General features: G+C 65.6%; 20 protein-coding genes. 6 read left to right on the top strand and 14 right to left on the bottom strand.

The genetic code is table 11. The annotated features are described in order from the left end of the window. Positions 1-12 precede the first annotated feature (12 nt). The 3 genes from cmk to FNB15_RS09175 all read right to left on the bottom strand — a co-directional run bounded on the left by cmk (position 13) and on the right by FNB15_RS09175 (position 2874). Complete coding sequence (gene cmk, locus FNB15_RS09185; protein ID WP_144068408.1) at positions 13-663, bottom strand: (d)CMP kinase; 651 nt, start codon at positions 661-663, stop codon at positions 13-15. Positions 664-968: 305 nt separating this feature from the next. Next, positions 969-1625, bottom strand: a complete 657-nt coding sequence (locus FNB15_RS09180; protein ID WP_144068407.1) for an alternative oxidase — start codon at positions 1623-1625, stop codon at positions 969-971. A gap of 64 nt (positions 1626-1689) precedes the next feature. Further along, entirely contained in the window at positions 1690-2874 is a 1185-nt protein-coding gene (locus FNB15_RS09175) for an HPP family protein (protein WP_144068406.1), read from the bottom strand. A gap of 258 nt (positions 2875-3132) precedes the next feature. Here FNB15_RS09175 and FNB15_RS09170 point away from each other — a divergent pair, with 258 nt between their 5' ends. The 3 genes from FNB15_RS09170 (at position 3133) to FNB15_RS09160 (ending at position 5340) form a co-directional block, all read left to right on the top strand. Then, on the top strand, positions 3133-3525 hold the full coding sequence (locus FNB15_RS09170; protein WP_144068405.1) for a YciI family protein: 393 nt from the start codon (positions 3133-3135) through the stop codon (positions 3523-3525). Continuing rightward, entirely contained in the window at positions 3522-4769 is a 1248-nt protein-coding gene (locus FNB15_RS09165; protein ID WP_144068404.1) for an RNA polymerase sigma factor, read from the top strand. The genes FNB15_RS09170 and FNB15_RS09165 overlap by 4 nt, the downstream gene beginning before the upstream one ends. Positions 4770-4854: 85 nt before the next feature. Further along, complete coding sequence (locus FNB15_RS09160; RefSeq protein ID WP_221932781.1) at positions 4855-5340, top strand: SRPBCC family protein; 486 nt, start codon at positions 4855-4857, stop codon at positions 5338-5340. Between the two features lie 92 nt (positions 5341-5432). Here FNB15_RS09160 and FNB15_RS09155 read toward each other — a convergent pair whose 3' ends face one another. Further along, positions 5433-6179: a substrate-binding periplasmic protein gene (locus FNB15_RS09155; RefSeq protein WP_185973790.1), complete on the bottom strand. Its 747-nt coding sequence runs from the start codon at positions 6177-6179 to the stop codon at positions 5433-5435. A gap of 144 nt (positions 6180-6323) precedes the next feature. Here FNB15_RS09155 and FNB15_RS09150 point away from each other — a divergent pair, with 144 nt between their 5' ends. Both FNB15_RS09150 and FNB15_RS09145 read left to right on the top strand, forming a co-directional pair. After that, positions 6324-7235, top strand: coding sequence for an EamA family transporter (locus tag FNB15_RS09150; RefSeq protein WP_144068401.1), 912 nt, complete (start codon positions 6324-6326; stop codon positions 7233-7235). Between the two features lie 38 nt (positions 7236-7273). Beyond that, a complete protein-coding gene (locus tag FNB15_RS09145; protein ID WP_144068400.1) occupies positions 7274-7546 on the top strand; it encodes a GNAT family N-acetyltransferase in 273 nt (90 codons plus the stop codon). A gap of 102 nt (positions 7547-7648) precedes the next feature. Here the strand turns inward: FNB15_RS09145 and FNB15_RS09140 are convergent, their stop codons facing one another. After that, entirely contained in the window at positions 7649-8938 is a 1290-nt protein-coding gene (locus FNB15_RS09140) for an NCS2 family permease (protein ID WP_144068399.1), read from the bottom strand. Between the two features lie 399 nt (positions 8939-9337). On the opposite strand from FNB15_RS09140, the gene FNB15_RS09135 reads away from it, so the two are divergent. Further along, positions 9338-11413: an elongation factor G gene (locus FNB15_RS09135; protein WP_144068398.1), complete on the top strand. Its 2076-nt coding sequence runs from the start codon at positions 9338-9340 to the stop codon at positions 11411-11413. Here the strand turns inward: FNB15_RS09135 and FNB15_RS09130 are convergent. The 9 genes from FNB15_RS09130 to FNB15_RS09090 all read right to left on the bottom strand — a co-directional run bounded on the left by FNB15_RS09130 (position 11410) and on the right by FNB15_RS09090 (position 24388). Then, positions 11410-12219 carry an alpha/beta fold hydrolase gene (locus FNB15_RS09130; RefSeq protein WP_144068397.1) on the bottom strand — a complete coding sequence of 270 codons (810 nt, stop codon included), beginning with the start codon at positions 12217-12219 and terminating at the stop codon, positions 11410-11412. The two genes, FNB15_RS09135 and FNB15_RS09130, sit on opposite strands and share 4 nt — an antisense overlap. After that, positions 12209-12757, bottom strand: a complete 549-nt coding sequence (locus FNB15_RS09125; RefSeq protein WP_185973789.1) for a PAS domain-containing protein — start codon at positions 12755-12757, stop codon at positions 12209-12211. Before FNB15_RS09125 ends, FNB15_RS09130 begins: the two co-directional genes overlap by 11 nt. A gap of 25 nt (positions 12758-12782) precedes the next feature. Next, the gene (locus FNB15_RS09120) at positions 12783-13394 is read right to left on the bottom strand and encodes a glutathione S-transferase (RefSeq protein WP_144068395.1); all 612 of its coding nucleotides are present in this window, start codon (positions 13392-13394) and stop codon (positions 12783-12785) included. Positions 13395-13821: 427 nt separating this feature from the next. Next, entirely contained in the window at positions 13822-14706 is an 885-nt protein-coding gene (locus FNB15_RS09115) for a transglutaminase family protein (protein WP_144068394.1), read from the bottom strand. After that, entirely contained in the window at positions 14706-17279 is a 2574-nt protein-coding gene (locus FNB15_RS09110) for a circularly permuted type 2 ATP-grasp protein (RefSeq protein ID WP_144068393.1), read from the bottom strand. Before FNB15_RS09110 ends, FNB15_RS09115 begins: the two co-directional genes overlap by 1 nt. 36 nt (positions 17280-17315) lie before the next feature. After that, positions 17316-20753 (bottom strand): transglutaminase family protein, encoded by a 3438-nt coding sequence (locus tag FNB15_RS09105; protein WP_144068392.1) that lies wholly within the window; start codon positions 20751-20753, stop codon positions 17316-17318. A 128-nt stretch (positions 20754-20881) separates the two neighbouring features. Continuing rightward, a complete protein-coding gene (locus FNB15_RS09100) occupies positions 20882-22471 on the bottom strand; it encodes a gamma-glutamyltransferase family protein (RefSeq protein ID WP_144068391.1) in 1590 nt (529 codons plus the stop codon). A 44-nt stretch (positions 22472-22515) separates the two neighbouring features. After that, complete coding sequence (locus FNB15_RS09095; protein ID WP_144068390.1) at positions 22516-23841, bottom strand: TRAP transporter large permease; 1326 nt, start codon at positions 23839-23841, stop codon at positions 22516-22518. Further along, a complete protein-coding gene (locus FNB15_RS09090) occupies positions 23828-24388 on the bottom strand; it encodes a TRAP transporter small permease subunit (RefSeq protein ID WP_144068389.1) in 561 nt (186 codons plus the stop codon). The genes FNB15_RS09095 and FNB15_RS09090 overlap by 14 nt, the downstream gene beginning before the upstream one ends. Positions 24389-24390 lie beyond the last annotated feature (2 nt).

The raw sequence follows: 24390 nt of genomic DNA, 5'->3' as shown, positions 1-24390 counted from the left end.
CTGGAGCCGGCGTCAGGGCTTCAGCTTCCGGGCTATGATGTCCACAGCCGCAGCAACGGCGGCTTCTATAGCCAAATCCGAGGTATCCAGCAAGTGCGCATCGTCCGCCGGCCTGAGCGGCGCGGCGCTCCGGGCGCGGTCCTGTTCGTCGCGGCGGCGCAGATCGTCCAGCACGCGCTCGAAGGTCACGTTTTCTCCCTTATCCATCAACTCCTTATGCCGACGGCCGGCCCGCACTTCATCCCGGGCGGTGACAAACAGCTTCACCTGGGCCTGCGGGCAGACAACAGTCCCGATATCGCGGCCATCCAGCACCGCGCCCGGCTTGCCGCCCGGCGGCTGGCTGGCGAAACGCTGCTGGTAGTCCAGCAAAGCCGCGCGCACGCCGGGGACGACCGCGACCTTGGAGGCCGCCAGGCCGACCGCCTCGCTGCGCAGGTCTTTCGACGTCAGGTCGGAATCTTCCAGCGATTCCGCCATCCTGGTGGCAAAACCGGCATCGGCGGGATCGCCGCCGGCGCGCAGCACCTTGGCGCCCACAGCGCGGTACAGCGAGCCGGTATCGAGATAGGCGTAGCCGTATTTGTCGGCCAGCCGACGGGCCAGCGTGCCCTTGCCGGCCGCCACGGGGCCATCGACGGCGATGACGACAGAATTTGTCATGCCGACTTGGTAAACCGCCCGCCCCGCCCCGAACAAGGGGCCGGGACCGGAATGGCTTCGTTTTGCTTCGTTCAGGTTCGCGGCGCTTCGCTGGTGTTCGTGGCGGTTCGCTGGCGTTCGCAGCGGTTCGTACGGGTTCGTGGCGGTTCGTGCAGCTTCGCGGGGCTTATCGCCGCGTATAAGTACATATAAGGAACATTTCCGGCAATTCAAGGGCTGCAGGGCGTCATCGGGGGCGGGGTAATCGGGGACAGACGATTCCTCGGGCTTCAAGCCCACCGGCCAATGAATACTTTGTATTCGGTCTAGTCCGCCGGCCCGCCTTTCTCGGCCGGCTTCGCCCCCGGGCGTTCGCCCGCCAGCACATCGGCGAAGCGGTGATTGACGTCGCGATGCTTGGCCTCGTCGGCCCGCGTCGCCAGCACGACCTCGCGGAGCCGCGCATCCCCGGCCAGCTTCCAGTAGTCGATGGCGATGCGCGGCGCCGGGATGTTGTCCTGCCGGCCGCTGTCGATCTCGGCCAGATACTGGGTGTAGCTGGCCACCGCCTCTTCCTCCAGATAGCCAACCACGCGATGCGCCGTTTTCGGCGCCACGAGATAGAGCACGAAATAGGCGTTGAAGAATGCGCCCTGCACCAGCAGCACCAGCAAACGCTCAACGGCATTGGGTTTGGCAATGTCGGCAAACACCATCAGATGCATGCGCTCGTTTTCGGCTTCTTCCAGCAGGGTGTGAATCCAGCCGCGATCATCGGCCATGCGGCGCAGGCTTTTCAGATGCACCAGCATGCCGCCCACCATGCCCGGCACGCCCGCCACGGTTTCCAGCACCACGGCGCGATGGCCGTAGCGTCTGGCAAAGAAGGCATCGGCGAAAAAGCGCATGACCTTCACCAGCCCGCGCGCGATGCGGTCGGAGATATCCTGCGGAACGTGATGGGGCGTCTGGTCGGCGGTCATGACAGCTCCTGACTGCGGGGCGATACAGTCAAGAACCGTTCCGGAGGCCAGAAGTTCAGGACGGTCAGGCCGCCGAGGATGTCACCAGGCGGCGGCGGAACAGCGCGGCGATCAGATCCGACTGCGTGACGATGCCGACCAGGCGGCGTTCGCCATCCACCACCGGCAGATGATGGCGGCCGAGATCAGCCATCACCGGCACCAGCTCGGTGACGCGCAGCTCAGGACTTACACATTGCACATCGGCGGTCATGACCTGGTCGACCGTCTTGGCCAGCGGCCAGTTGCGCCAGCTGGCGCGGCGGATGAAGCTGCCAAGACCCCGCAGCGAGCGCGGTTCGGCATACCAGCCGGCATGGACCATGAAATCGGTCTGGGTGACGATCCCGACCACGCGGTTCGCATCGTCCACCACCGGCAGTGCCTTGATGCGATGGCCGCGCATCCGCGCCCAGGCGGCGCGCAGCGGCATCTCCGGCGTCGCCACCGCCACGTCGCGCGACATGATGTCGTCGATGCGCACCTCGCCGCTGCGGCGATGCCAGGCCTGCATTTCGGCCTGCTGCACCAGACGGCCGAGATCCTCGGGACTGACATCGTAGATTTCGTCCTGCTGCTGCAGCACCTGCGCGACATCGTCCGGCGTGACGCCGACGCGGCGGCTGGGCAGCGGGTCTTTGGTGTTGTGGATGCTGCGCGGGACAGCCGTGAGATGCGGATAGCGGCGGCCGGTCAGGTTGTTGAAGGCAAAGGCCACCACCAGCATGAGCAGCGAGCTCAGGCCCACCGGCCAGAAGGCGAAGCTGAAGCCAGCCTCCTGGATGGCCGGACCGCCGAGCACGGCGGTGAGCGCCACCGCGCCACCCGGCGGATGCAGGCAGCGCAGCAGATACATCGCTGCGATTGCCAGCGCCGCCGCCAGTGCCGCCGCCGGCAGCAGATCCGACAGCAGGCCGAGCTGCAGCAGGCGCAACACAGCCGTGCCGATCAGCGCCGAGACGATATTGCCGCCGAGGATCGACCAGGGCTGCGCCATCTGGCTCGACGGCATGGCGAACAGCAGCACGGCCGAGGCGCCAAGCGGCGCGATCAGCACCGGCAGGTTGCTGGGCCCTAGCGCTGCGCGGCTGAGCAGACCGGTGATCAGGATGCCAACCAGCACACCGAAGCAGGCCCGCAGGCTTTCGCCATAGGTGATCGGGCCGAGATTTGGCAGCTGATGCCTGAAGAAACCGAGAAGCGAGGACATGAAAGACCGGCTGAAAAGGGCCGCGTTTTGTAGCAATCGCCGGTCTGGCCGGCAATAAAATACAAGCGCTGCGGCTTAATTATTGAATTTTACTATCGGCCGACGTGTTTACCGCCGTGACGCGCAGCGCGGGTCCGACCATGACCTTTCAGGTAATGGACTGAATTATATGCAGAGATTTTTCATCCCGCCTGTCGGCCCGGCCTGTCGGATTGGGCCATACTTCCACGTCCTTGGATTCAACAGGAACCTGCACCGATGCTTTACGCCATCCTTTGCTACAACGACGAAGCCGCCGTGGAAGCCTGGCCCAAGGCCAAGGACGACGCGGTAATCGCCAAGCGCCGCACCGTCACCGACAAGCTGGCCGCAAAGGGCCAGCTTGGGCCCATCCTGCGCCTGATGAACACCACTGCCGCCACCACGGTGCGCTATGGCGCCGAACCCGTCGTGATCGACGGGCCGTTCGCCGAAACCAAAGAGCAGCTGCTCGGCCTGTATGTGATCGACGTCGCCTCGCTGGACGAGGCCGTCGACATCGCGCGCGGCATGGCCGGCAAAAACGGCGATGGCGGCAGCGGCGCCTTCGAGATTCGTCCGCTGCGCGCCTTCATTCCTGACACTGAGAAACGGGAGACCATGATTTCGTGACCGACCTGACCTGGATCGACACCGCACTGAAATCCGCCCGGCCACAGGCGGTGGCCGCATTGCTGCGCTATTTCCGCGGCGATCTGGATCGTGCGGAAGAAGCCTTCCAGGAAGCCTGCCTGCGCGCCCTGCAGAACTGGCCCGGGAAAGGCCCGCCGCGCGATCCGGCCGCCTGGCTGATTTTTGTCGGGCGCAATTCCGGCGTCGATGACGCACGCCGCAGCCTGAAGCATGTCGCGTTGCCGGAGGATGACAGCCTCACCGACGGGGGAGATGTGCAGGACGACATGGCCGAACGGCTGGACGGCGCGCAGTATCGCGACGACATCCTGCGGCTGCTGTTCATCTGCTGTCATCCCGATCTGCCGAACACGCAGCAGATCGCGCTCGCGCTCCGCATCGTGTCGGGCCTGACGGTGGCCGAGATCGCCAGCGCGTTTCTGGTCAGCGAAAGCGCGATGGAGCAGCGCATCACCCGGGCCAAGCGCCGCATCGGCGAAGCCGAGATCGCTTTCGCCACGCCGGGTGCGGCCGAACGCGTCGAGCGGCTCGGCGTGGTGGCGGCGATGCTCTACCTGCTGTTCAACGAAGGCTATTCCGCCAGCGGCGGCGATGCGCTGATCCGCCAGCCGCTCTGCGCCGAGGCGATCCGCCTCGCCCGCCTGCTGCTGCGGCTGTTCCCCTCCGAACCCGAGATCATGGGACTCACCGCGCTGATGCTGCTGCAGCATGCCCGCGCCGGGGCGCGGCTGGATGCCGACGGCCAGATCATCCTGCTGGACGACCAGGATCGTTCGCGCTGGGATGCCGACCTGATCCAGGAAGGCCTCGCCCTGCTCGACAAGGCGGTGCGGCATGCGAAGCCAGGGCCCATGCAGGTGCAGGCCGCCATCGCCGCGCTGCATGCGCGTGCGGCGCAAGCGGAAGACACCGACTGGGCACAGATCGTACAGCTTTACACGACGCTGGAACGCATGCAGCCCTCGCCGGTGATCGCGCTCAACCGCGCCGTCGCGGTCTCGAAAGCCGACAGCCCGGAAGCCGCGCTCGACCTGATCGAGCCGCTGGGCCCGGCACTGGCGAATTACTTCTATTTCTTCGGCGTGAAAGGCGCGCTGCTGCAGCAGCTCGGTCGCAATGAGGACGCCCGCGTGGCTTTCGACCGCGCCATTGCGCTGGCCCGCACCCCGGCCGAGGCCGCCCATATCCGCCAGCACCTCGACAAGCTGTCGAAAACTGCCTGAAAAAAATCCGGCCGCGTGTCGGATTGTCCTGTCCCACCCCGTCCTTGAGGTATCAACACCGGAAAGGACCCAACAGATGAACGCCATGACCAATCTTCAGACTGCCGCCACCCGCGAACTGTCGCTGACCCGCGTGATCGATGCGCCCCCGGCGCTGGTCTACCGCGCCTGGACTCATCATCTGGCCGAATGGTTCGCGCCGAAGCCGCTGAGCATCACCGACACCGAGATCGACTTCCGCGCCGGCGGCCGCTTCAAGTTCACCATGAAGGACCCGACCAACGGCGCGGAATATCCTTGCGACGGCGTGTTCCTCGAAGTGGTGCCGAACGAACGCATTGTCTCCACCGATGCCTTCACGCCGGGCTGGCAGCCGACCGAGAAGGCCTTCATGGTGGCGATCACCACATTCGAGGACCTCGGCAACGGCAAGACGCGCTACACGGCGCGCGCGCGTCACTGGTCGGATGAAGACCTGCAGGCGCATGAGCAGATGGGCTTCCACGAAGGCTGGGGCCAGGTGGCGGATCAGCTGATCGAGGTGGTGGCGCGGCTGCAGGCGAAGGGGTGACATTTAAAGACTGGATCCCGCCTTCGCGGGCATGACGAGATAAATTTCGTCGCTCCCGCCCAGGGAAATCTTCCTGGCGGGAGCCCAGACTTTTACTCCCACCTCTTCAGTATCTCCGCCAGTCCGCCATTGCGGCGCAGATCGACCAGCGCCTTGTCCAGCCGCGCGGCGATCGCCGGCTTGCTGCGCGGCACGGCAATAAATCGCGGCACTTCGGACAGCACCGGCTGCAGCATCTGCAACTGCGCATGCAGCCCGGCGGTACGGGCGAAATGGCTCAGCGCCTCGCGGTCGCCGATGATCAGGTCGACACGACCGGCCGCCAGCATGCGCACCAGCTGCAGGTTGTCGCCCGCCGTCGTGTCCCTGGTCAGACCGGTCGCGTCATCGAAGGCCGGCCCGTAGGTGTAGCCGCGGATCGCACCGATGCGATAGCCGCGCAGATCGTTGACATCGCGCACCGCAATGGTGCTGCCGCTGCGTGCGGCAAACACCGTCTGCCCCATGCGATGCGGGCCGATCATGAAATACTTTTCAAACCGGTCTGGCCGGCCGACGAACTGGAAGGCGGCATCCACCTCGCCACGTTCCAGCATGTCCTGCACGCGGCTCCAGGGCTGCGGCTCGAAATCCACCTCGGCACCGGCCTGTTTCACCATGGCGGCGACGATCTCGGCATCGAGGCCGACGACCTTGTCGCCATCGACGAAATTGTAGGGCGGGAAATTGTCGTCGCAGGCGATGCGCCAGACCTCTGCCGCCGCCGCGCCTCCAGACATGATCTGGCAGGCAAACAGCAGGCCGGCAGCCACGGATGCGATGATGACGCGCCAGCGCATGAGGGCTCCAGAACAGGCCGGCAATGACATCTGCCGACTCGCGCCAGCCTACAGCAAACGTCCGGCGCTGCGGGAATATTCCTCAAGGCCCATGAGCGCGTTTCTCATTTGCCCATTGCATGGGCGACAGGCTAATTCTGCAGCATGGAATGGGCTTGGATACCGATCACCATCTGGGCGGCGGCCTGCCAGACGCTGCGCACCGGCCTGCAGAAACAGCTGAAGGGCCGGCTGAGCACCAATGGCGCCAGCTTCGTGCGCTTCGCCTATGGCCTGCCGCTGGCGGCTGCCTATCTGGCCGCCTGCCTGTATTTCACCGGTCGCTCGCTGCCGGAGGGCCATACCGAATTCTATGCCTGGGTTGCCATGGGTGGCGTGGCGCAGATCCTCGCCACCAATCTCCTCATTCTGGCGCTGTCGATGCGCAACTTCGTCGTCGCGACCGCCTATTCGAAAACCGAGGCGCTGCAGGCCGCCGCCTTCGGCATGCTGATCCTGGCCGAACCGGTCAGCACGGCGGGTGTAGCGGCCATCGTGATCGGCACCGTCGGCGTGCTGCTGATCTCGCTGAAGGGCAGCGACAATGCGCTGAAGTCGTTCCTGTTCGGCTGGATGGAAAAATCCGCACTGATCGGCATCGGCTCGGGCGCGCTGTTCGCCGTCTCGGCCATCGGCTTCCGCGCGGCCTCTCTTTCGCTCGGCGAAGACTTCCTGCCACTGGCCGCCGCCACGACGCTGGTGCATGCCATCGTGCTGCAGATCGCGCTGATGCTGGTCTATCTGCTGTGGCGCGAGCCGGGCGAGATCAGCCGCGTGATCGCCGCCTGGCGGCCCGGCCTGGTGGTCGGCTTCGCCTCGGCCGCCGGCTCGGCCGGCTGGTTCACCGCCATGGCGCTGATGACGGCAGCCTATGTGCGCATGCTGGGCATGAGCGAGATGATCTTCACCTTCCTGATGTCGTATCTGGTGTTTCGCGAAAAACCCTCACGCACCGAGATCATCGGCGTGGTGGTGCTGCTGGGCGGCATCCTGCTTGGCCTCGCTGTGCGCAAATAGGACTTGATCAGCGCGGCGCGCCTCACCAGATTATTGGTATGAGCGACGTCACCGACAACACCGCCAGAAGCCAGTATGAGATGCCCGTCGAGGGCCAGATCGTGTTCGCGCGCTATCGCCGGACCGGGGATACAGTCGCGCTGCTGCATGTCGAGTCACCCGTTGCATTGCGGGGCACCGGCGCGGCCGGCCGGCTGATGCAGGGCATTGTTGAACTGGCGCGGCAGAAGAACGAGAAGCTGGTTCCGCTGTGCAGCTACGCGGCGGCCTGGATGAAGCGGCATCCCGAGACGGCGGATCTTCTGGGGTAATTCCATATCCGTCACCCCGGCCTTGAGCCGGCATGACGATAAAGGCAAAACGAAAACGGGCGGCCCTTTCGGGCCGCCCGCGTCGTTTCAGATGTGGCGTTATTACGCGACGATGAACTTGATCAGGAAGACCAGCGACACGGCTGCCATTACCGGATGGATATCCTTGGCACGGCCGGTGAAGAGCTTCAGCACGACATAGGTGATGAAGCCGAGGCCGATGCCGGTGGCGATCGAGAAGGTGAAGGGCATCATCACTGCGGTGACCACCGCCGGCAGATATTCGGTGATGTCTTCCCAATCGATCTTGGCCAGGCTGCTGGCCATGACGCAGGCCACGAAGATCAGCGCCGGCGCAGTGGCATAGACCGGGATCGAGCCGGCCAGGGGGGCGAAGAACAGCGCCAGCAGGAACAGGATCGCCACCACAACCGCGGTCAGTCCGGTGCGGCCGCCGACACGGATGCCGGCTGCCGATTCGATGTAGCTGGTGGTGGTGGAGGTGCCGAGCGCGGCACCAGCCACCGTGGCGGTGGCATCGGCCACCAGCGCGGGGCCGAGCCGCTTCAGCGTGCCGTCCTTGTTCATCAGGCCGGCGCGCGGCGCGACAGCAACCAATGTGCCCGCCGTGTCGAACAGATCGACCATCAGGAAGGCGAAGACGATGGTGAGCAGGCCGAGCGACAGCGCGCCCTTGACATCCATCTGCAGCAGCGTGGGCGCCAGGCTGGGCGGCGCCGACACCAGACCGCCGAACTTCGACAGGCCGAGCGCGATGCCGAGCACGGTGACGCCGAGGATCGAGATCATGATCGCGCCGGGCACCTTGCGATAGTCGAGGATGGCGATCACGAAGAAGCCGAGGATCGCCATGCCGACGGCGGGGCTCATCAGCTTGCCCAGGCCGACCAGCGTGGCGGCATGATCCACCACGATGCCGGCATTCTTCAGGCCGATCAGGCCGAGGAACAGGCCGATACCGGCACCGATGGCGTATTTCTGCGACATCGGGATCGAATTGATGATCTTCTCGCGCACCGGCAGGATGGAGAGGATCAGGAACAGGATGCCGGAGACGAAGACCGCGCCGAGCGCGACCTGCCAGCTATGGCCCATGCCGAGCACGACGCCGTAGGTGAAATAGGCGTTCAGGCCCATGCCCGGCGCCAGGGCGACCGGGTAATTCGCATAAAGGCCCATGATTGCGGTGCCGATGGCAGCGGCCAGGCAGGTGGCGACGAAGGCCGCGCCCTTGTCGATGCCGGCATCACCCAGGATCGCCGGATTGACGAAGATGATATAGGCCATGGTGAGGAAGGTGGTGACACCGGCCAGCACCTCGGTTTTCACCGTGGTGCCGTTCTCGGCCAGTTTGAAATAGCGATCAAGCATGGATGTTGTCCCCCAGTGCGTCTGGCTGCATCCGCTTTCCCTGCTGACGATGCAGTGGCGATGCGTGCCCCCCGGCACGCCCCCGCCGAATCATGCGTTCGACTTTAGTATGAAACCGGACCGTAAAACACAGAATCCTTGCGACTCGTCATGCGGTTACGGGATCGCCCTCCTCCTTGCGGGCATAGCCGGCCCGGTCATACGACGCCGGGGCGATCCCTCCGTCCACGGCCAAGCTGCGACACCCCTGTGGATCGAATCCGCTATCGCCTCGCCGGGTTCTATGGAATCCTTGGGGCAGGGTTAAACGCTGTTCCGTCCGTCTGAGACCGGCAGCAAGACCGGTCCCACCGCCTTCCAGGCCTGCCGCATATCCATGCCGCACAGAGGAGACCGATCATGCCCAACACCGCTCAATCCTCGCCCAAAGAATCCTCGCCCAGTGTACTCAGCAGTCCCCGCGTCGCCGCCATCGTGGGGCCTTACACGGCAGGCAAGACCAGCCTGATGGAGGCGCTGCTGTTCGTGGCCGGCGCGATTGCGCGCAAAGGCGCCGTCGCCGCCGGCACATCGGTGGGCGATGCCAGCGCCGAAGCGCGCAGCCGGCAGATGACCATCGAGCCGAATGTCACGCATTGCCGTTTCCTCGACGAGCCCTGGGTTTTTCTCGATTGTCCCGGATCAGTCGAACTGGCGCAGGAAGCGATGAGCGCGCTGATGGTGGCCGATATCGCCATCGTGGTAGCCGAACCCGATCCCGCCCGCGCCGTGACCCTGGCGCCGCTGCTGCGCTTCCTGGATGAGCGCCGCATTCCGCATGTGATGTTCGTCAACAAGCTGGACAAGACCAGCATCCGCATGCGCGACCTGCTCTCGGCGCTGCAGCAGGTCTCCTCCAAGCCGCTGGTGCTGCGCGAGGTGCCGATCCGCGAGAATGACGCGATCACCGGCTATGTCGACCTGGTGTCGGAACGCGCGTATCTGTGGCGCGAGAACAAGGTGTCCGACCTGGTCGAGATGCCCGACAGCGTGCGGCCGCGCGAAACCGAGGCACGGCAGCAATTGCTGGAAACCATCGCAGATTTCGACGACACGCTGCTGGAACAGCTGCTGGAAGACCGCGTGCCGGCGCCGAAGGACATCTACAGTCGCCTGCGCAAGGATCTGGCCGAGGACCTGATCGTGCCGGTCTTCTTCGGCTCTGCCGAACATGGCAATGGCGTTCTGCGGCTGTGGAAGGCGCTCCGCCACGAAGCGCCGCATCACGAGGAAACCATGACGCGGCTGGATGTCGATGCCGACGACAGCAAGGGCGACGGCCTCAGCGCCACCGTGTTCAAGACGCTGCACATGTCACACACCGGCAAGCTGAGCCTGGCGCGACTGTGGCGCGGCAGCATCAGTGAGAATGCGCAGCTCGGCGGCCGGCGCCTGAGCGGTCTGTACCGCATGATGGGTGGCCAGAGCGAGAAGATGGCGCAGGCACGGGCCGGCGATATCGTCGGCCTCGGCCGGCTGGAGGAGATCAGCACCGGCCAGCATCTGGGCAGCGACGGCAGCGGCCGCGCGATTGCCGACTGGCCGCGCCCCGCCCAGCCGGTGCATGCCATGGCGCTGCATCCGACCGACCGCAAGGACGACGTGAAGCTGACCGCGGCGTTGCACAAGCTGTGCGAGGAAGATCCCAGCCTGGTCATGGAACAGGGCGGCGGTGAATTGCGGCTGAAGGGCCAGGGTGAAATCCACCTCAAGCTCAGCCTCGACAAGCTGCAGCACCGCTTCAATGTCGGCGTGCATAGCAGCGCGCCGCAGACCGAATACCGCGAGACGATCCGCCATGGCGCGTATCAGCATGCCCGCTTCAAGCGGCAGTCCGGCGGCCATGGCCAGTTCGCCGACATCAAGGTGGATATCGCGCCTCAAGCACGCGGCGCCGGCTATCACTTCGTCAACCGCGTGGTCGGCGGCGCGATCCCGAAGAATTTCATCCCGGCGGTGGATGAAGGCGTCCGGGACTCGCTGGTCAAAGGCCCGCTCGGCTTCCCGGTGGTGGATGTGATGGTGACGCTGACCGACGGGCAGTATCACTCGGTCGATTCATCGGATCAGGCCTTCCGCACCTGCGGCGGGCTGGCGATGACCGAGGGCCTGAGCAAATGCGCGCCGGTGCTGCTGGAGCCGATCCAGGCCGTCACCTTCACGGTGCCGACCGAATATACGGCGAAGGTGCATGCCATCGTGTCGTCGCGGCGCGGCCAGATTCTCGGCATCAGCGCCCGCGCCGACTGGCCGGGCTGGGACGAGATCGAATGCTATCTGCCCGAAGCCGAGATGCATGACCTGGCCGTCGAACTGCGCTCGATGACGCTGGGCGTCGGCGGCTTCAGTTCGCGCTTCGACCATCTGCAGGAGCTGGCGGGAAAGCTGGCCGACCGCGTGGTGGAAGATCGCAGGCGAATGCTGACGGCCGCTTAAGTTCCGGCGAGATAGGCCATCAGCAGACGCGCGATGTCTGCCGGGCGCTCCAGGCTCGGCAGATGCGCCGCGCCATGCAGCGAGTGGAACGACGCATTCGGCATTGCCGCGGCCATGTCGCGGCTGCGTGCGTGGATATGTGAGAAATCGGCCTCGCCGCAGATCACCAGCGCCGGCGCCGTGATCTCGCCCAGTCGCCGGAAGGCCGTTACGGTATCAATATTTGCCCCGGCCGGCGACGCGCGTAGCGCAATGCCGTTCATATCGAGGAAGAGCTCGCGCGCGGGACCGCTGACACGGCCCTCGGGCTGCAGCGGGCCATCCAGCCAGAGATGCGCCTTCAGGGCATTCACGCGATCCAGATCGCCGGCATCTTCCGCCGTCTTTTGCGCCGCCATCAGCGCCTGGATTTCAGGCGACAGCACCGGATCCGGCGCACCTGATACCGAGGGCGAAATCAGCACCAGATGACGGATACGCGCCGGATGCAGCAATGCTGCATCGAGCGCGACACGCCCGCCCTGGGAGCAGGCCACCAGGATGGCCGGCGCGCCCGGCGCCACGGTATCGATCACTGACAGCAGATCGCCAACCGCCGAGTGATCTTCCGTTTCAGCCACGGTCTGGCCAAAGCCGCGTCTGTCGTAAGCGATGGCGAGATGGCTTGCGGCGGCGGCATCCAGCTGCGCGCGCCACATCCGGCTGTCGCAGACGGCGGCATGCAGGAAGACAACGGGGCTGCCGCTGCCGCTGACTTCGGCAGCCAGGGTGGCGCGTCCGGATGCGATCTTGTGACTAATCCGCATCGGCCAGCGCCTTGGCGATGCCCGGCAGGAATCGTGCGGCATAGGTGTAGGTGGGTGCATCGCCGATGCGGTCATCGGTCTCGAAAACCTGCACGGCGACGAAGCGGTCGACCGCGAGGCCGTCATCGGCCAGCGGACAGAGCAGACGGCGGGTCAGGCCGACACGGCCGCTGTCGGCGCGATAGCGCGTTTCGGAATACACCGGCAGTCGCGCATCGCGGCCAAGCCGGTACAGGCCGTTGATGTATTCGGCATAGTCCGTGTTGGGATTGAGGTCGTCGATATAGCTACCCGAGAGATCGAGCGCGGCATGCTCGATCAGCTTGCTGCCGACCAGGCGGAAGCGAAAGCGCGTCCCGCCATGCGTGACCTCGACCAGCGCAAGATAGGGCAGGATATCGGGGCCAAGGCGCACCGGATCCATCGCCGCGCGCGCCGGCAACCGGTCGACCGCCGGACGCGCCGCGCGCCAGAAGGACAGCAGATGCGCGACGCGGCGATCCTGCAGCCAGGGCCGTGGGGACGCCGCATCGCTCATGCTGTCAGACTCAAAGCAGGGCCGGTCAGGCCGGGGGGATGGTAGCCTTGAAGGACGGCCGCGCGAACAGGCGGTCGGCGAAGCTGGCGGCTTTGGCATATTTCTGGCGCCAGCCAATGCCGGCATAGCGGAAGTCCATGTAGCCCAGCGCGCAGGCCAGCGTGACCGTGCCGATATCGACGCGATCACCCAGCCCGTTGGCGATGGCGTCGATTTCGGCCAGCGCGCCATGCACCTTTTTCATCTGGCCATCCGACCAGTCGGACCAGCGCTTGTCCTCCGGACGCAGGAAGCCTTCGTAGCGCGCCAGAAGGGCGGCATCGAGCAGGCCATCGCCCAGTGCCTGCTGGCGCAATGCGTTCCAGCGCTCGGGGCCACTGGCCGGGAAGAATTTCGGCTTGTCGTGCAGCGTGTCGAGATACTCGCAGATCACGCGGCTGTCGAAGAGATGCAGGCCGTCGGCGGTGACCAGCGTCGGCACCTTGGCGACCGGATTGGCCTTGGCCACATCGGGATTCTGGTCGATCGGCGTGGTCGGCGAGACCAGGCGCTCGATCTTGGCGTCGAGGCCGGTTTCCAGTGCAAGCACGGTGACCTTGCGGACATAGGGCGAGGTCGGCGAGTAGTAGAGTTTCATTGTTGAGGCGTCCCCGGGATGAGTGTCGTGGCGGAGTATTTTCTGTCGGCGCGGCCAGCCTAGCTCTCGTCCGCCGCCAAAGCCATGCGGACAATTCCCGGAATTTCGGCGGCCGGCGGGTGCATTCAGGGCCCGTCCGGCAAAAAAACGCCGGCTGGCGGGAAGACCCCGCAGCCGGCGTAAAGTGTCCGTCTCGCCACCCGGGGCCGAACAAAAGCCCAGCAGCCGGGGTACTCGCAGCCCGATGCGCCTCGGCATCGGATGCCGTTCTACATAAAGCAGATTTCGTGCCAGCGTTTTCAGGGCGGTTTGGGCCCTTTTGCTCCGGCAAAGCCGCGTTCACTGCCCAAGAGGCGGGCGTCTGGCGGCGCGGCTGCCCAGCAGCGAGGCAGGCCAGTGGTGCACCGGGGCCGGAGGATTTCAGTTGTTAAGACAGCGGCAGCAACTCGACCGCGACGCCGATCCGGTGCGGTCCGCCGCCCAGCACCACGCCGCGCACCGGGCTGATATCGCCGTAATCGCGGCCGATGGCGGCCACCACATGCTCATCCGAGCAGATCAGGTTGTTGGTCGGATCGAGGTCGATCCAGCCATGATCCGGCCCACACCAGACGCTGAGCCAGGCATGGCTGGCATCGGCGCCGCGCAAGCCCGTCTCGGGATCGTCGCCCGTCTTCTGCGTGCGGATGTAACCTGACACATAGCGCGCGGCGAGGCCGAGGCCGCGCAGCATGGCAATCTGCAGATGTGCGAAATCCTGGCAGACGCCGGCGCGCTTTTGCATCACGGCGGCGACCGGCGTGAAGATTTCGGTGGCCGCCGGATCGTAGCGGAAATCCGTGAAGATGCGTTGCGTGAGGTCGCGTGCCGCAGCCAGCACCGGCCGGCCGGCGGTGAAACTCTGCAGGGCATACTGGATCGCGTCGTCGCTCGGCAGGGCCAGCGGCGAGTCATGCACGAATTCGCTTTCCAGCACCATTTCGGGAAAGCCGTCGCCGGCCAGCGCGTCGCGAATCTCTTCCCAGGCCGGCGTCGCTGATGGATCGGGCGGCAGGAAGGCATCGACCTCGATCTCGGCGCGCAGCTCGACATCGAAGCGCGTATGCGACTCTTCCAGTGTCAGGCAGGTGACGCGGTTGCCGAAATGGTCGCGCTGCTCGATCACGCGGCCCGCGGTAGGGCTCGTGCTGACGGCACTGCTTTTCACGCGCTGGCGCGGCAGGTCCGGCAGTGCGAGATGCAGCATGTGGTGCGAGATATCGACCGCCCAGGAGTAGCTGTACGAGGTGGTATGGCGCAGACGGTATTTCATCAGGAACCAAAGCCGAATGCACGGGCGACCTGAACGTGGCTGAAATAGGTGCGCGACAGCTGGTCGGAAATATCCATCAGCGCATCGCCGGCGGCATCCAGGCTGCCGCGCAGACGCGCCGCCAGCTGGATCATCTCCTCGCGATTGATCTCGTCGCGGTCGAACAGCCCGACCAGATCGGTGAACGGCCGCGTCAGCGCCAGGCAGTCGGCGCCACGCGGTGGCGCTTCGGAGTTCGGCAGGGTATCGAGATGCTGCGCCATCGCATTGAGCTGGAAGGCCAGCGCATGCGGATTGCTGCCATCCAGCAGCAGCAGATCGAATACGGCCGCGGCCTGCAGAGAGGCGCGATAGCGGCGGCGATAGGTCAGCGTGGAATCGCTGACTTCCAGCGCGATGCGGAAGGCACTGTCGCTGTTGGCGCCCAGCACCGTGGTGGCGGCCGAGACGCTGCGGGTGATGAAGACGGCGCGTTCCAGCCGACGGCCGAAATCGATGAAGCGCCAGCCCGAACCGCGCGTCATATGTTCGGACAGCATGCCGGCGATCGCCGCCGTGGCGCGGATCATCTGGTCGCAGAATTCCAGCATGGCATCGGCATCGCCCGCCGCGCCCGGCCGGCTCTGGCGCAGCTCGCCCAGCAGGTGGTTGAACATGCGCCACATATCGGCCGAGTAGCGATGGCGCGACACGGCGGCCAGCCGCTCGATGCCATCCAGCGTCTGGCCCAGAAGCTGCCCGGAGGTGCAGGCGCGCGTGATCGCACTGGCAAACAGCGCGGAATCGGGCGGCGCACCGGCGGCACGCTGGTCAAGAATGCCGCAGCGCGCCAGTGCGCGCGCCAGCACGGCCATTTCCACCATGTCGCGCGCAGAGGCAAATTCGCCGACCAGCCGCGACAGCACGGCCCGCAGCAGGCGGGCGCCGTCATCGAGCCGCTCGACGCTGCGGCCGAGCCAGAACAGATCATCAGCCACGCGGCTCTGCAGCGTGCCGGACGAGCGGCGCAGGGTCAGCCGCTGCCGCGTGCTGCTGCCGCGGATCACCGTGGGCGACTGGTCGCGGGCGACGACCCAGACATCCTTGTTGATGCCGCCGCGCTGCAGGGTGGCACCGAAAGGATCGTTGCGCGCCGGCACGCGGGCAAGCCCGCCCGGCATCACCACATAATCGTCGCCATCAGCCACCAGCTGCACGCGCAGCAGGATCGGCTGCGGCTCCAGCCCGTTCGGACCGAGACCGGGCGACACAGACGGCACGATGCATTCCTGCGCCACATAATCGGCCGGATGCGCCTTGATCTGCGCCAGCAGGCTGGCGCGTTCGGCTTCGGGCAACGTCGACACCACGACCGGCCGGTCGTTCAGGCCGTAGGCGCCGCGCACCACCATCTTCTCGAAATTCTGCTCGACGGTGCTCAGCGCATAGGACTGGCCGCACCACCAGGTGGCGATCGACGGCATCGCCAGCTCTTCGCCGAGCAGATGCTGCGACAGGTTCGGCAAAAACGCATGCAGGGCCGGCGCACCGGCCAGTCCGCTGCCGATGGCGTTGTACACCGCCACCTGGCCATCGCGCGCCGCCTGCAACAGGCCGACGACACCCAGCGTGGAATCGGCGCGCAGTTCGAGCGGATCGCACCATTCGCCATCCAGCCGGCGCACGATCACGTCGACCAGTTCAAGACCCGCCAGCGTCTTCAGGAAGATGCGGCCCTCGCGCATGGTGAGGTCGGCGCCCTCGACCAGCGTGGCGCCGAGTTCGCGCGCCAGATAGATATGCTCGAAATAGGCTTCATTATATGGCCCCGGCGTGAGCAGCACGAGGCGTGGATTGTCAGGTGCCGCGCCGCTGGGCAGCTTTGGTGCGCGATTGGCGAGGTCGGCCTGCCAGTATTCGAAATAGGCATTCAGCGGCCGCACGCGGCATTGCCGCAGCGCCTGGCCCAGCAGGCGCGACATCACGCGGCGATTTTGTAAAGCGTACCCGGCCCCTGCAGGGGCCTGCGTGCGGTCGGCGATCACGCGCCAGACGCCATCGGGCCCGCGCACCAGTTCGGCGGCGTAATGCTGCAGCATGCGGCCATGAGTCTGGCCATCGGTGCGGCGGCCGGCGCGCAGGAAGTCACGATGGCCATAGACCAGCGCCGGCGGAATGCGGTGATCGCGCAGCAGATCCATCGGACCATAGACATCGCGCAGCACCGCATCGAGCAGCCGGGCGCGCTGCACCAGGCCGGCCTCGATGGTTTCCCATTCCTCGGCCGAGAGCAGCACCGGCACCGGATCGAGCTGCCATGGCCGCTGTTCCGGCAGCGGCGGGGCGATCACGCCGCCGGCGCCATCGGGCAGTTCGTAGAGATTGTAGGTGACGCCTTCGTCTTCGAGATACTGGCGGCCGCGTTCGGCGCGCTCCAGCAGACCGGCCGGCCCGAGTTCGCTCAAGGTCGCGAGCAGCGGCTGCCAGTGGCCACGAATGAAGCCCTGGCCGGTCACCATCTCATCATAGGCCTCAGCCGGAGTTCCCGGAGCTGGCGGCAGTTGGGAAACCGGGGCCTTCAGGGGCGAATTCACAAGGCTACCCTTCGCGGTCCGAATCGGACCGGAAGTTTAACCCGTTCGCAGGTCGAGGGTAAGCGGCTGTTCACGCGACGAGGCGGGTTGCGGCGGCGGCATGCTGCCCGGCGTGTGGCCCATGGCGAAAAAGCGGGCACGACGGCGCGCCTCGGCCTCGTTGGCATTGACCGGGAAGGTGTCGTAGTTGCGTCCGCCGGGATGCGCAACGTGATATGTGCTCCCGCCCAGCGAGCGGCCCGACCAGCTGTCGAACAGATCGAACACCAGCGGCGTATGCACGCCGATGCTGGGATGCATGGCGCTCGGCGGGCCCCAGGCCTTGTAGCGGATGCCGGCCACATATTCGCCCGCCACGCCGGTGGCGCGCAGCGGCACGGCGCGGCCGTTGCAGGCCAGGACATGCCGGCCATCGACCAGGCCCTTGATCTTCACCTGCAGGCGCTCGACCGAAGAGTCGACATAGCGCGCGGTGCCGCCGGCCGTAGCTTCCTCGCCCAGCACATGCCAGGGCTCCAGCGCATGGCGCAGTTCCAGTTCCATGCCGCGCACCGCCAGCTGGCCGATCTGCGGGAAACGGAATTCGGCATGGGCCGCGAACCAGGCCGGATCGAAGCCAAGGCCCTGCTGGTTCAGGTCGTCCAGCACATCATGGAAATCCTGCATGCAGAAATGCGGCAGCAGGAATTCGTCATGCAGGCGCGTGCTCCAGAAGATCGGCTTGCGCTGGTAGGGCTGTTCCCAGAAGCAGGCCAGCAGGCCGCGCAGCAGCAACTGCTGCGCCAGGCTCATGCGCAGATCGGGCGGCATCTCGAAGGCGCGCAGCTCGACCAGGCCGAGGCGGCCGGTCGGGCCATCAGGCGAATAGAGCTTGTCGATGCAGAATTCAGTGCGATGGGTATTGCCGGTGATATCGACCAGCACGTTGCGGAAAATGCGGTCGACCAGCCAGGGCGACGGATCGGGATGTTTCGCCACTTCGTCAAACGCGATGCGCAGGTTGATCAGCGCATCGTCGCGGCCCTCATCGGCGCGCGGATGCTGCGAGGTCGGGCCGATAAACTGGCCGGAGAACAGATACGACAGCGAGGGATGGTTCTGCCAGTAACCGACCAGGCTCTTGAGCAGATCGGGCCGGCGCAGGAAGGGACTGTCGAACGGCTGCGCCGCGCCCATGACGACATGGTTGCCGCCGCCGGTGCCGACATGGCGGCCATCGAGCATGAACTTCTCGGTGCCGAGCCGTGTCTGCCGCGCCTCCTCGTAAAGGATCGACGTCTTCTCGGCGAGCTCGCGCCAGCTCGACGACGGATGGATGTTGACCTCGATGACACCGGGATCGGGCGTGACGCTGAAATTCATCAGGCGCGGATCGCGCGGCGGCGGATAGCCTTCGATCACCACCTTGCGGCCCAGCCGGGCGGCCGTATCCTCCACGGCGACAAGCAGATCGAGATAGTCTTCCGCCATATCGAAAGGTGGCATGAACACATGCAGCAGGCCGCCACGCGGCTCGATGCACATCGCGGTGCGCACCACGGTGGGATCGGACTGCTGGTTGGCTGGCCGGGTGGCCAGCGGCTCCTGTTCGCGGATCGCCGGCGCCGGTGTCTGCGGCCCCAGCGGCTGCAGCGGCGCCGCAGCGGGTGCCATGCCCCGACCGCCACCGGAGAACCACTCCTGCAGGCGCTGCATCAGGCTGCGATCCATCGGCAACGGCGCCGTTGTCGCGATCGCTGCGGCCGGCGCGCTTTGCAAGGGCCTGTCGAGTGGCGGCAGCGGCGGACGCGCTACCATCGTGTCGGGCAGATGACGGCCGGGATAATCCTTGGCTACCACCCAGGGCAGTGAATCCAGCGGCAGGCGCAGGCCCATCGGAGAATCGCCGGGCAGCAGATACATCGCCTGCGGCCGCAGGAACCACACGCCCGACCGCCAGCGCTTGGCGCCACCGTTCGCTGTCCATTCGCGCGTCAGCGGGATGGCGTAGCCCACCACCTTGTCGAGCCCCTGCTCGAAGATGCGGCTGAGGCGGGCGCGTTCCTGCTCGTCTTTCAGATGCGACTTGAACGGATCGACATTCACCGGCAGGCGGCGCTCGCGCCACAGGTAGTACCAGATATCCTCGAAGCCCGGCACGCGATGCGCCGGATCGATGCCGAGCCTGTCGGCCAGCGTAGCCGCGAAGATATCGGCGTCATGCACGGTGCAGCCATCTCCGGCATCTTCATCGGCCGCCAGCAGCGCGCGGTCGCGCCAGACCGGTTCGCCATCCTTGCGCCAATGGCAGCTCAGCGCCCAGCGCGGCAGCTGTTCGCCCGGATACCATTTACCCTGGCCGTAATGCAGCAGCGGCGACGGCGCGAAGCGATCCGCCAGCCGGCGCAGCAGCTTGCCGGCCAGTTCGCGTTTGTCAGGGCCCAATGCTGCGGTGTTCCATTCCGTCCCTTCCATGTCGTCGATCGACACGAAGGTCGGCTCGCCGCCCATGGTGAGACGCATGTCGCCGGCATTGAGCCGGGCATCCACCGCATCGCCGAGGCGCAGCATTTTCTCCCAGTCTTCATCCGGGATCGGCTTGGTCACGCGCGGCGTTTCGGCGAAGCGCGTCACCTTCATGTCGTAGTCGAATTCGACCTCGGCCTTTTCGATGGCGCCGCTGATTGCCGCCGCCGATTGCGGTTCCGGTGTGGCCGCCAGCGGAATATGCCCCTCGCCCGCCATCAGCCCCGATGTCGGATCGAAGCCGATCCAGCCCGCACCCGGTAGATAGACTTCGACCCAGGCATGCAGATCGGTGAAATCCGCCGTCGGACCCGAGGGACCATCCAGCGCCTTCACATCGGCGACCAGCTGGATCAGATATCCTGAGACGAAACGCGCGGCGAACCCCAGGTGCCGCAGCGCCTGCACCAGCAGCCATGAAGTATCACGGCAGGAACCGCTGCCGAGCTGCAGGGTCTGCTCGGCAGTCTGCACGCCGGGCTCCAGGCGGATGAGATACTTGATCTCGTTCGACAGGCGCTGGTTGAGCCCGACGAGGAAATCGATGGTGCGCTTTTTCTCGCGCGGCACGGCGGCGAGCCAGCGGCTGAGCAGCGCGCCGGGGGCGTCGACGCGCCGGAAAGGTGCGAGGTCTTCCTTCAGGTCGGGGTCGTAGTCGAAGGGAAACTCCTCGGCCTGCGGCTCGAGGAAGAAATCGAACGGATTGATCACCGCCATATCGGCAACGAGATCGACCGTGACCTCGAAATGATCTGTGCGTTCGGGGAAGACCAGGCGGGCGAGATAGTTGCCCTGCGGGTCCTGCTGCCAGTTGATGAAATGGTCCTTGGGCGAGATTTTCAGCGAATAGCTGACGATCGGCGTGCGGCAATGCGGGGCTGGCCGCAAACGCACCACCTGGGGCCCGAGGCTGATCAGCCTGTCATAGCGGTAGGTGGTACGGTGGTGCAGGGCGACCTGGATGCTCATGCGCTCTCTCGGCGGGATTTACTCCAGACGATGCAATCGACATGCCGCCCGGCTGTCCAGCGAAAACGACAAAGGCCGCCGGGAGTTGCCTTGCTCGGGGCGGTCGGGGCGAATTTTAGGCAGGGATGTCAGAATCCCGCCGCCGCACCGTCGCTGCGCGGATCGGTGGCGCCTTCCAGCACGCCATCGGCATGCCGGACGATGGCGCCGGCATGGCCCATGGTGCCGGTGAAGGCGCCGAGCATTTCCACGTCATGGCCGGCGGCCTTCAGGGCGGCGACCAGCCCCGGATCGAAGCGGCTTTCCAGCTTCAGCGTCACGCTGTTCTCGCCCCAGGTCTTGCCCAGCAGCCAGCGCGGCGCGGTGACGGCCTGCTGCAGCCCCTGGCCGTACAGACCGTAGCGCGTGAAGATGGCCGACTGGGTCTGCGGCTGCCCCTCGCCGCCCATGGTGCCGTAGACCATCACGCGGCCATCGGCAAAGCGCGCCATGGCGGGGTTGAGGGTGTGGAACGGCATGCGGCCGGGCGTGAGCAGGCGCGGACTGCTGCCTTCCAAGAGGAAGCTGGAGCCGCGGTTCTGCCAGTTGATGCCGGTCTCGTCCAGCACGCAGCCCGAACCAAACTCAAAGTAGATCGACTGAATGAAGCTGACCGCCACGCCATTGGCATCAATCGCGCCCATCCAGGTGGTGTCGCCGCCGGAGGCCGGTTGCGGCCAGGGCAGCGCGGTCTTGCGGTCGATCGTCGCGGCCAGCGCATCCAGGATGGTGGCTTCGAGATATTTCTCCGGCGGTTCGGGCATCGCCTCGGGATCGCCGACGATGCGGTCACGGATGATGAAGGCCTGCTTGGTGGCCTCGACCAGGCCGTGGATGTGATCGAAACCTTCAGCCTGCGTCACACCCAGCCGTTCGAACAACGCCAGGATCATCAGCGACGACAGCCCTTGGGTCGGCGGCGGGAAATTGAACAGCCTTGCGGCTTTCAGCGCCACGGAGAGCGGTGCGACGCGGCGGGCCTGATGGCGCGCCAGATCTTCGCCCGTCACCGGACTGCCGGCGCGGGCCAGATCGGCGGCGATCTGTTTGGCCAGCGCGCCGCGATAGAAATCTTCCGTGCCATGTGCGCCGATGGTTTTCAGCGTCGCGCCCAGCGCCGGCAGCGTCATCAGGCTGCGTTCGGCCGGCGGCGCACCGTCGGGCAGGAAGCGCGCGGCGAAACCCGGCGCGTCCCTAAGTTCCGGCATTTTCTCGGTGGTCAGATCGTGCTGGCTCTGCGTGACGGCAAAACCATTCTCGGCATGCCAGACGGCATCCTGCACCAGGCGCGACAGCGGCAGCCGGCCGCCGAGTTCGGCGCTGACTTTCAGCGCCTCGCCCCAGCCGCTGACGGTCGCCGCCACGGTATTGGCCGCCAATGGTCCGCGCCACGGGATGCTAGCGAGACCTCTGGATTTATAAAGCTCCGGCGTGGCGGCGATTGCTGCGCGACCGCAGGCTTCGACCGCGACAGGGTCCTTGCCGGGTGCCGCGATCAGCCAGAAGCCGTCGCCGCCGATGCCGGTCATATGCGGATAGACCACGGTGAGCGCCGCGGCCATCGCCACCGTCGCCTCGATGGCGTTGCCGCCCTCGCGCAAAACGGCAAGGCCGGCTTCGGCAGCCAGATGATGGGGCGCGGTGACCATGCCCCGGCGGGCGCGTGGTGTGTTCAGCATGGTGGTTTCTTACGACAGGCCTGTGCGCTTTACCAGCCGATCTCTTACCAACCGATGGCCCGCGGCAGCCAGGTGGCGATGGACGGCGTGTAGAACAGGATCACCACGGCGGAAACCTGCAGGCCGATGAACGGCACCACGCCCTTATAGATATCCATGGTCGTCACCTGCGGCGGCGCCACGCCGCGCAGGTAGAACAGCGCCCAGCCAAACGGCGGCGTCAGGAAGGAGGTTTGCATGTTGAGCGCGATCAGCGTGGCGACCCAGACCATGTCGACATTAGCGGCCTGCAGCACCGGCAGGAACAGCGGCACGACGATGTAGCTGATCTCGATCCACTCGATGAAGAAGCCGAGGATGAAGATCAGGAACATCATGAACCACAGCACGCCCTCGATGCCGCCGGGCACCAGCTTGAAGAAGTCGTGCACCAGCTGCTCGCCCTGCAACCCGCGGAAGGCCAGCGCAAAGACCTGCGCGCAGATCAGGATGAACATCATCGAAGCGGTGATCCGCCCGGTGGCGTAAACGGTTTCCTTCAGCATTTTCCAGTTGAAGCGCCCTGCGATGGCGGCCACAACAATGCTGCCCAGCGCGCCCATCGAGGCGGCCTCGGTGGGCGCGGCGATGCCGCCGATGATCGAGCCGAGCACGGCCAGCACCAGCGCGATCGGCGGCAGGCCGACCTTGAAGGTCTTGCGCAGCAGTTCCTGCCGGCTCATGGCGAAACGTTCCTCGGCCGGGATCGGCGGCACCAAATCGGGTTTGAAGATGCCGAGCGCAAGCAGATATATGCAGAAGATGCCGGCCAGCATCATGCCGGGCAGGAGCGCGGCAGCGAACAGCGTGCCGACCGATTCACCGAGGATATCGGCCAGCAGGATGATCAGCGTGCTGGGCGGGATGATCTGACCCAGCGTGCCCGAGGCGCAGATGGTGCCGCAGGCGATGCTCTTGTTGTAGCCGCGCCGGAGCAAGGTCGGCAGCGTGAGCAGGCCCAAAGTTACGATCGTGGCGCCGACGATGCCGGTGGTGGCGCCCATCAGCACGCCGACCAGCACGATGCCGATCCCCATACCACCACGCAAACCGCCAGACAGATGCCCGATCACTTCCATCAGTTCGTCGGCGATGCGGGATTTCTCCAGCATCATGCCCATGAAGACGAATAGCGGAATGGCGATCAGCGTATAATTGGCGGTGACGCCATAGATGCGCGCCGGCAGCAGGTTGAACAGCAGCGAGCCGAAGCCGAGCCAGCCGAAGAAGAAACCGCTGATCGCCAGCGTCAGCGCGACCGGAATGCCGAGCGCGAGCAGGACGAAGAAGGACGCGATACAGGACAGCGCCAGGATTTCATTCAGCGGCATGTTCTAACGGCTTGTCTGGTTGGGCGGCAGGCGGAACCACGCCACCGAAAAAGGGAATCAGCGACCGCAGCGTCGCGGCCAGGCTCTGCACCAGCAACAGCAGGAAGCCGGCCGGTATCATCGCCTTGAGGATAAAGCGATAGGGCAGCCCTCCCGGATCGGGTGATTTCTCACCGATCAGGTAGGACTGCATCACATAGCCGATGCTGAGCTTGATGATGATGGCGGAAAAGGCGACCGCAACCAGGCAGGAGACGACTTCCAGCACCTGCCTGATGTACGGCGGGAAACGGCCGTAGAGGATGTCGACGCGGACATGGCCCTCATGCTTGATCGCATAGGCAATGCAGAGCAGCGAGACCGGCGCCATGAGATGCCATTCCAGCTCCTGCATCGCCACCGATCCGGTATGGAACAGGTAGCGCAGCAGCACATTGAAGGCCATGACGCAGACCAGCGCGAAGCCGGTCCAGGATGCGAGGCGGCCCGAATGCTCGACAATGACATCGAGAAAACGGGCCGCCGACTCCAGACGCAAAGCAAACATGA

Source organism: Ferrovibrio terrae, assembly GCF_007197755.1.
GTDB classification, from domain to species: Bacteria; Pseudomonadota; Alphaproteobacteria; order Ferrovibrionales; family Ferrovibrionaceae; genus Ferrovibrio; species Ferrovibrio terrae.
This window is presented reverse-complemented; position numbering and strand designations above follow the sequence as displayed.